This is a genomic window from Pseudomonas sp. (genome assembly GCF_036404235.1).
Lineage (GTDB): Bacteria > Pseudomonadota > Gammaproteobacteria > Pseudomonadales > Pseudomonadaceae > Aquipseudomonas.
The window spans coordinates 1-6,142 of record NZ_DASWOT010000016.1; the positions used below are offsets into that span (position 1 = coordinate 1).

Below are 6,142 nucleotides of genomic sequence, written 5' to 3' on the forward strand. Positions count from 1 at the left end.
TTGAACATCTGGGCGAAGGCCAAGCCGAACGGCGCGGTAGACGCAACCAACTCGGGGTTGCTGACAATGCCAGCGACGACGTTAGTGGACACGATGTAGATCACCGCCGCCCCAAGGGTGCCGCCGAGCACGGCAATTGGAACGTTCCTCTCCGGATTTTCCACCGCGTCGGTGTTGGCGCACGCAGACTCAAGGCCCAGGAACGCCCAGAGGGTAATCGACACCGACGCACCCGCTGCTTCGAACCAACTCTTGTCGTGTGGATTCCAGCCAGCCGCATAGACGCTGCTATCAAACCAGAACCAGCCGACAGTCGACACCAGCACTACCGGAGCAATGACACCCCATACGGTTATAGCGCCGATCCTACCAGTAATTCTCGCGCCACCGAAGTTGGCAAAGGTGGTAATCCACAACAAAGCAATGGTCGCCAGCCCCACCTGCAAGGAACCCAAATGCACATTGAACAGCACTTGGATATATCCGACGGCGGTAATACTGATTGCCACATTGGCAATCAATAACGACAAACCATAGGTGTAGTTAGTGATGTAGTTTCCGCCCTTACCGAACGTGTACTCGGCGTATCCGCCCATGCCGCCGGTCTTTCGACTGAGCATCCCGCAGCGCGCAAAGGCATAGGCCAGAGCCAGTGAGCCCGTGGCGGTGACAATCCAGGAAAGTATTGAAATAGCGCCGACTTCGGCGAGTTTTGACGGCAACATCACAATGCCCGAACCCAACATGTTGACGGCCGTCAACATCGTGAGTTGCCCCACACTCATTTTTTTTGCGACTGACATCCGTTGCCCCATTTGAATGACGTGAGAGAGGTTTAGCTATAGCAAATGTTTGAGATGTAGCAAGAAATGACTGGGGGGCTAAGCGATAGCCAACAGCCATCTTTCTTGAGGATTTATTTGACATATGGTGCTAACAACGCCCCCATCTTACATCGACGCAGTGGCATCCCGATATTAAAAAAGTGCGCGCGCCCGCGATGAAGCAAGCCTAACGTCTATGCGCCGATCAAACTTGATCTGCATCATCAACGATACAAATAAGCGAGTGTTTACCGGCACTTAGCATCACACCGAACGAAGGGCGATCTTCTGAAGAACCGGGATTGAACAACACAGCCACACGCCTTTAAACAGCCTCACACCAACAACGTCCACAACGCAAAGCCTGCATACCAGACAATCGCCGCGCGGATCAGCAACTCCCACAAAACATCCAAACTGCTGACACCTTCAACACCCATCACCGGCGCAGGAACTTCTCCGGCGACGCAGCCAATTTTGGTAATCAAACCCGCCGCGCTGATGTTCCAGTTGAGCAACTCATGCAACATCACCCGACTAACTGCCACGAAGTTGCCCACCAGCGCAAAACTTGCGGCAAGCAGCCGCACCGGAATCCAGTCGAACGCATGCCGCAATTGCGACGCACGCTCCACCAGGGCAGGTGTCTTACCGTGTTCGGCGGCGAGCGCCAACAGGCGATAACTCAGCGCTGCCACCGGGCCTAGCAGGAAATACCAAAAGATCACGGCAAAAAAGCCCTGATAGACCTGCCACAGCAAATAGCTTTGCACGCCCCCCAGCAATTGCTCGCTGTTGTCTGCCTCAACCCCAAGATCACGTTCGGCCACCAACACCGCCGCCTCTTGATCACCGCGCCGGCATGCATCGCGAAACGGGCCCAGATGAGCTTTGATGTCGCCTCGACCCAGGCTGTAAATCAGCACCAGCAGATGAACCGGCAACGCCAGCCAGCCATAAGCGACTGAACCGAGAATCAACAAAACCAGCGCCAGCACGAGCACCGGCAGCAACACCATCACCGCCAGCAGCATCCACGGGCGCTTAGCCGTGCGGGGGTTGGACTCAAGCCGAGCCAGTTGACGCAACCAGGCGCCATCACGCTGAACACGTTGGCGCAGGGCGGAAAATTTTTCGATCCATACCGCCAACAGCAACACCAGAAAACTCATTGATTGCTCCTTGTCTCAACCGTCAAAGCCGAACGAAACCGCACCCAGTCAAAGCATGGACCGGGATCGGTCTTGCGCTGCGGCGCAATGTCACTGTGCCCACAAATACGCGATGTGGTGATCATCGGGTACGCCGTCTGAAGCTGCTGGGTCAATTGAATCAGGGCGGTGTATTGGGCATCGGTAAACGGCTGATCGTCCGTTCCTTCCAGCTCGATGCCGACAGAAAAATCGTTGCACGCTTCACGCCCTTCAAAGCTCGATACGCCAGCATGCCAGGCACGGTCGAGGCAGGACACAAATTGCGTCAGCTCACCGTCGCGCTCAATCAGAAAATGCGCAGAAACCCGTAACTCAGCGATGCCTTCAAAATACGGATGCTCTGTGACATCCAGCGTGTTTTGAAAAAACGCCTGGACCTTACCTGTCTTGAATTGCGCCGGTGGCAGGCTGATGTTGTGGATCACCAGTAACGAGATCTCGGCGTCAGGTCGCGCATTGAAATTGGGCGAAGGGCAATGATGCGCGCCGTGGCACCAGCCCGTGGCGGAGTCCAATCGCATGAAGGTTCCTTGAACGGCAAATCGACAGCGGCCAGTATGCCCGCGATAGACGGCGTTGTGGGGAGGGAATCGAGATTTGAATGGGAGACGTCAACGCCGCAGGCACGCTTTCGCGAGCAAGTTCACCCCACCAGCAACGCAACGAATGGGGTGCGGTTGCCTGGCCTACGACCCCTTGAGCTTGCGCAGATTACCCAACACCGAATCCAGCGCACGATCAAATAGCAGCGCATCGTCCAGGACACGAATCGAACCACGGCGGAACTCGACAGCCAGTCCCATGCGGGTCTTTTCCAGGACCTTCATGCCGGTGCGATTAACGAACACATAACGCCCGCTCGGCTCGACGATGGCCGTCAGTTTGCAGCGCAACTTGTGCTCTTCATCTTCCTGAATCTCGACCCAGCAGCCCAGTCGCAGCTTGTCGACCTGCAACAACCCAGGATCATCGGCAGGAAGCTGCAACGCTGGCTCGTTGAGTATTTGCTCGCCGGGGGCGATCAGAACGATTTCCTCCACCACCGCCATCATCGACGTGCCTTCCAAGGCTTTGGACGTTGCTGGCTCGGAACTCTCGTCAGAGGTGCGCGTGACGTACTGGAACGCCTGCACGTGCAGCGCTTCCAACTGGCTGAAGAAATCACTCGTTGCGAAGGGATCAAATGCCGCACTGCTCAAACCGTCCCGCAGCGACTTCAAAAGCCCCGGCACCAGATCCAATAAGCGCTGACGCGCATCAGGGTCGTCGTGAAGCTCGACGCTCCAGATCAAATCGTCCATAGCGACCAAACCGGCGTTCCACTCACTCGACTCGTAACCATGTTTGAGGCAGGTCAACAACAGCACCTTGCTCCAGGCTTCCTGTAGCAGCCGCACCACCACTTCTGGCAGCGTCTTACCCAGCAAACGCTCGTTCAACGCTTGCTGCACACGTTGCCGGGCCATTTCCGCGAGCGCGCGCCCCTCTTCGGCATCGCGCGTGCGTTGCTCCAGCAGTTCACTGCGTCGACGCTCGTCACCGGTGAATGCAAGGAAATCGACCAAAAGCTCAGTAAAGATTTGCGGGTCATCGACAAAGTCATGCAACAGGCGCTGGACGATCTGATCGATGCGCGAGTACAGCGAATCGCGCTGGCTGTCGTCACGCCCACCCCAACCCAACGCCGCCGAGGCAATCTCGTTGAGCAAACGGCGCGCGGGGTGGCTGCCGCGGCTGAAGAAGCTCTTGTCCATGACCGCGACTTTCAGCATCGGGATCTGCAAGCGACCGATCAGTGCCCGGAGCGAACCGGGCAAGTTACGGTCGTCGAGGATGAACTCAAAGAGCATCGAGATCAGGTTGATCACGTCTTCGTCCACCACACCCACGACGCGGACTTTGCCGCTTTTCACGCTGACACGGTTGATCAACTGCTCTAACTGTATGCGCAGGTCGAAGTCGTCTGACTTGTCGGAAGTTGGCACGTATTGCTGGAGGTGAGACAGCAGTCGCAGCAGATCAGGACTGGAAATCGGCCGGGCTTCAGCACTGCCCTCCTTGTGCGGTGTCAGGTTGCCACGCACCTGAACCAACAATTCCTGCAATGCGCCAAAGACCTCCTGCACGCTCCTGTCAAGGTTTTCGGTAGCCTGCACCAACGCAGCACTGTCGGCGCGTTGGGTTTGGGCTTGGCCAGAGTGCGGCGACAGGGTCGAACGATCTGTTGAACGGCGTGATGGCAATACCTTCAGTTCAGGCAGCACACCGGCGGCAATCAACAGTTGGTTAGCTTCCTCGTACAACTGATCGGCGTTGGCCAACGCGTATTTTTCGAACAGTTTGAGGACGATCAACTTGACCTTGATCTCCACCCCCAAGGTGCGTCCTGCCTGTAGGAAGTAGTCACAGAGCCGTGCTGGCCCCAGTGGATTGGATTCGTCCGTCAAGGGCTGCGGGATCAACTCGTTCAAACGCGTGGTCAGTTGGCTCAATGCGACGCCATCACGGCTCATGACCTTGGTCACCATGGCATCTACCGCCACGGTTCTTTCCAGATCGTCGTTATGCACCAACGCGAGTTTGTCGAACGACACAGGTTCAGTGAGGATAGGTTCAGCAACTTGATACTGACCAAGGCGCAAGAAGGACTCGAAGAATTTGTCGAGGAAATTGCGCTCGATGCTCTTTCGCTTCAGGCGCAGATCGCGCATGGCTTCAAAGAAGACATTCTGCTCGACGTTGTTGTGTGCCCGATCAGCCATCTCAAATAGCGTGTCGTCGGCATTGTCGAACAGTGCCTGCAAGCTCTCCTTCAACTGCTGAGCAGCCTTGTCACGTACCTGCAGGAGAACAACGGGTAGCCGAGCCACTGGCGAAGGCCCCGTTTGTTCCGGATCGGCCTTATTCAAGGGCACCACTTTACCGTCATTCTGCATCAAGGCCTCCTTTAGAACCGTTCTACCACAGCCAGCACGACCTCCACACAAACGGTGCGCAACGCACCCTCCGTGAAGCGATCTCGAATTGTCCTTAGGGTTTACAGGCGACACGTCAAGGCTATGACGTCAAATACAAGGCGAGTATCTTTCAAAACGTGTCCGCCCGCCAGCGGACTCTTTGCCTATGGGAAATATAGAGTGGGCAAAGTGACATGTGCTGCGATAGACCGCAAAAATCACCATGCATCGCATGAACGGCGAAAAAACCGACCAACTGTCGTCAATACCTTCGAATGAGAGGGCCACCGAAGGTAGGTTGGTACAGGCGACTACCTTATACTCGCGACACTTAGTAAGTGGAGCCCGATATGCCAAATCTACGTCTCGCCGCGCTAACAGCAGAAATCGACGCCAACGTACGCCGTGCGTTGCTGGAGGATGTTGGTACTGGCGACATCACCGCTCAATTGATTCCCGCCGAACGTCTCGCCACTGCCACCGTAATTTCCCGTGATAACGCCGTAATCTCGGGGACCGCATGGGTCGACAGTGTTTTTCGGCAATTGGACCCACGGGTCGCGGTGCATTGGCAGGTCAGCGATGGTGACCGGGTAACCCCCAATCAGGCGTTGTTTCATTTGGAAGGCCCTGCCCGCTCACTGCTTACAGGCGAACGCAGTGCACTGAACTTTCTGCAATTGCTGTCAGGCGTTGCCACTCGCGCCCAGCATTATGCCGACATGGTCGCCGACACCCAGGTCAAACTGCTCGACACCCGCAAAACCCTGCCGGGCCTGCGCCTGGCGCAGAAATACGCCGTCACCTGCGGAGGTTGCCACAACCACCGCATTGGCTTGCACGACGCTTTCCTGATCAAAGAGAACCACATCGCAGCCTGCGGCGGTATCGCGCAAGCCATCACCGCCGCCCACAAGATCGCGCCAGGCAAACCGGTGGAAGTGGAAGTGGAAAGCCTCTTTGAGCTCAAACAAGCGCTGGAGGCGGGCGCCGACATCATCATGCTCGACGAACTCAGCCTGGACGACATGCGTGAAGCCGTCCGCCTGACCGCTGGCCGCGCCAAGCTCGAAGCCAGCGGCGGCATCAACGACACCACCCTGCGCACGATTGCCGCGACCGGCGTGGACTACATTTCGATTGGCGC

The 6,142-nt window shown here is 56.7% G+C and carries 5 protein-coding genes; 1 reads left to right on the top strand and 4 read right to left on the bottom strand.

Annotated features, from left to right (window positions below; genetic code table 11):
* The 4 genes from potE to VGC62_RS01920 all read right to left on the bottom strand — a co-directional run.
* The coding region (potE, locus tag VGC62_RS01905; RefSeq protein WP_331185414.1) for a putrescine-ornithine antiporter at positions 1–803 on the bottom strand (803 nt) is incomplete at its 3' end.
* Between the two features lie 356 nt (positions 804–1,159).
* Positions 1,160–1,996: a regulatory signaling modulator protein AmpE gene (ampE, locus tag VGC62_RS01910; protein WP_331185415.1), complete on the bottom strand. Its 837-nt coding sequence runs from the start codon at positions 1,994–1,996 to the stop codon at positions 1,160–1,162.
* Positions 1,993–2,559, bottom strand: a complete 567-nt coding sequence (gene ampD / locus VGC62_RS01915; protein ID WP_331185416.1) for a 1,6-anhydro-N-acetylmuramyl-L-alanine amidase AmpD — start codon at positions 2,557–2,559, stop codon at positions 1,993–1,995. The genes ampE and ampD overlap by 4 nt, the downstream gene beginning before the upstream one ends.
* 165 nt (positions 2,560–2,724) lie before the next feature.
* Positions 2,725–4,974, bottom strand: a complete 2,250-nt coding sequence (locus VGC62_RS01920; RefSeq protein WP_331185417.1) for a DUF1631 domain-containing protein — start codon at positions 4,972–4,974, stop codon at positions 2,725–2,727.
* Between the two features lie 371 nt (positions 4,975–5,345).
* Here VGC62_RS01920 and nadC point away from each other — a divergent pair.
* Positions 5,346–6,142, top strand: a 797-nt coding sequence (nadC, locus tag VGC62_RS01925; protein WP_331185418.1) for a carboxylating nicotinate-nucleotide diphosphorylase, incomplete at its 3' end; no start/stop codon positions are given.

Bases quoted from the DNA above. Each gene is read 5' to 3' on its own strand.
- ampE (WP_331185415.1), bottom strand. From the start codon at position 1,996: ATGAGTTTTCTGGTGTTGCTGTTGGCGGTATGGATCGAAAAATTTTCC.
- ampD (WP_331185416.1), bottom strand. From the start codon at position 2,559: ATGCGATTGGACTCCGCCACGGGCTGGTGCCACGGCGCGCATCATTGC.
- VGC62_RS01920 (WP_331185417.1), bottom strand. From the start codon at position 4,974: ATGCAGAATGACGGTAAAGTGGTGCCCTTGAATAAGGCCGATCCGGAA.